Raw genomic sequence first — 1,938 nt, forward strand, 5'->3', positions numbered from 1 at the left:
AAACTCGCTTTGCAGAAAAGTTATGAAACAGGATAAGGCTGTACAGCTCGTACGGGTACCTATGGTGTATTTGCCAGAGTTTCACTCCCGATCATTGGAAGACAGGGCCGCTGCGGGAACGGGTCTGACATTAAGAAGTGGAGTTCCGTTGTTTATCCTGAGCCTTAGTTTAGGTAACGGCCTGTTTCGCAATTGCTGAGGAAACACGGCACCGCTTAGGGGGCAATGCCGTACATAAAGAAAGCTACTCTTTAGATGAGGAACATGGCAAAGAATGCATTCGACTATTCGCTCGACTTTGAGACCGTTGATTTCAGGAGGCAGCCCGAGTTCTACCGCATCGGCGTGGGCGAGCAGGGGGTGCTGCTGGTGCAGCCCTATAAGTCGGAGATTTTGCCGCATTGGAGGTTCAGGACCGAGGCGCTGGCCACCGAGTCTGCCAGGATTATCTACGGTCTGTTCGAGGGTTACCTGGAGGCGGGGGATTTCGTCGGGGCTGACATGGCGCGCAAGTTCCTGCAGATGGGTTTTACACGAGCCAGGAGATACGCCAACCACGGCAGCGGGAGAAAATACGAGAAGGGGCAGCGGCAGGACACTGAGAATTTGCCCTATCCCTATTCTTCGGGCAGCAAGAACAAGGGCGGGCGCATCCGTCCGCGGGAAGTGGACGCGCTGACGGGCGAGAAAGCCAGGGCCGCTGAGATCTTTAAGGGCTATTGGTTCAGGGCTAAGGATAATCCTGAGTACCTAAGGCAGAAAGCACGCTTCAAGGAGATGTATTACACGCAGTAAACACCCCGCGCATGAGGTCCGCTGAGGTGTCTGGCGCAGGTGGTGCCCCTAAATATATTCGCCTCCCTTACCATTGAAAGCCTGTTCCAATGCATAGGACACGAGTTTGAGATCAGGACCTTCGTTGAGAAGGAGGCCTGGCTTCAATCCTTGAGCACTCGCTAGCGCACAGATGGCCTACTCTTAGGTATGCAGGTGATGATGCAGAAAGTCTGTCTGGGTTTACTCTAATTAGGTTTGGCCGCAGGCTTGGCAACACTCAAGAATACACGATGAAGAAGAGAATTTACAGCCTGAACTGGTTACGCACATATTGCAGGCAAACCTTGGCGCCCCCTGGCGTTATTCGTTGGCTGTAAAATAAAATACATAACATGAATCCTAAAGCAAATTGGTTCTTCGACAAAGACGCAAAGTGGCAACGCGAATATGGAAAATTGAGAATGATTGTTCTTGATTGCGGATTAATCGAAGAGTTAAAATGGGGCGTTCCTTGTTATACTTTTCAAAAAAGCAACATTGTTTTGATTCACGGATTTAAAGAATATTGTGCACTTTTATTTAATATAGGCTCCTTACTGAATGACACCAATGGCATTTTAATTCAACAAACAGAAAATGTACAGTCCGCACGTCAAATTCGTTTTACAAATAATAAGGAAATTGAGGGGCTAGAAGCTATCATAAAAGCCTACATTTTTGAAGCCATGGAAATAGAAAAGCTAGGTTTAAAAGTAGGTTTTAAAAAGACTACAGAATTCAACATTCCTGAAGAATTACAAATCAGGCTAAAGGAAAATACTGAACTTAATGCTGCTTTTGAAAATTTGACACCCGGGCGGCAAAAAAGATACCTGCTGTATTTTTCCCAAGCCAAACAATCCAGTACTCGTAAATCAAGAATTGAGAGATGTATTCCAAAAATTCTTGAAGGGAAAGGTCTGAATGACAGGTAAATGAAGAAAATAAAAGGACTCCTGCCAATAATGAATACACTTTATGAAAGTAAACCAGTTAATAAAAGGAGCTTGACTCTTGATTAAGTTTCTTTTTGCAAAGAGGAAGTGCTCAGAAATCTACCATAAGCAGTAGGCGAGACTTGGAACTTGCAATGTTTTACTGTAGACTTTTTCAGGCAGCCAC

3 protein-coding genes are annotated in these 1,938 nt (G+C 45.7%); all 3 read left to right on the forward strand.

Annotation, left to right across the window (positions count from 1 at the left end):
• On the forward strand, positions 1–199 hold a 199-nt coding region (locus LN893_RS20340; RefSeq protein ID WP_229973246.1), incomplete at its 5' end, for a hypothetical protein.
• A gap of 65 nt (positions 200–264) precedes the next feature.
• The gene (locus LN893_RS20345) at positions 265–795 is read left to right on the forward strand and encodes a DUF4385 domain-containing protein (protein ID WP_439651235.1); all 531 of its coding nucleotides are present in this window, start codon (positions 265–267) and stop codon (positions 793–795) included.
• Between the two features lie 374 nt (positions 796–1,169).
• Positions 1,170–1,751, forward strand: coding sequence for a YdeI/OmpD-associated family protein (locus LN893_RS20350; protein ID WP_229973248.1), 582 nt, complete (start codon positions 1,170–1,172; stop codon positions 1,749–1,751).
• The last annotated feature ends 187 nt before the right edge of the window (positions 1,752–1,938 follow it).

It is taken from the genome of Pontibacter harenae (assembly GCF_020907245.1).
Lineage (GTDB): Bacteria > Bacteroidota > Bacteroidia > Cytophagales > Hymenobacteraceae > Pontibacter > Pontibacter harenae.

What these genes read in the sequence shown, in the direction of transcription:
- LN893_RS20345 (WP_439651235.1), top strand. Translation starts at nt 265, where the DNA reads ATGGCAAAGAATGCATTCGACTATTCGCTCGACTTTGAGACCGTTGAT.
- LN893_RS20350 (WP_229973248.1), top strand. Translation starts at nt 1,170, where the DNA reads ATGAATCCTAAAGCAAATTGGTTCTTCGACAAAGACGCAAAGTGGCAA.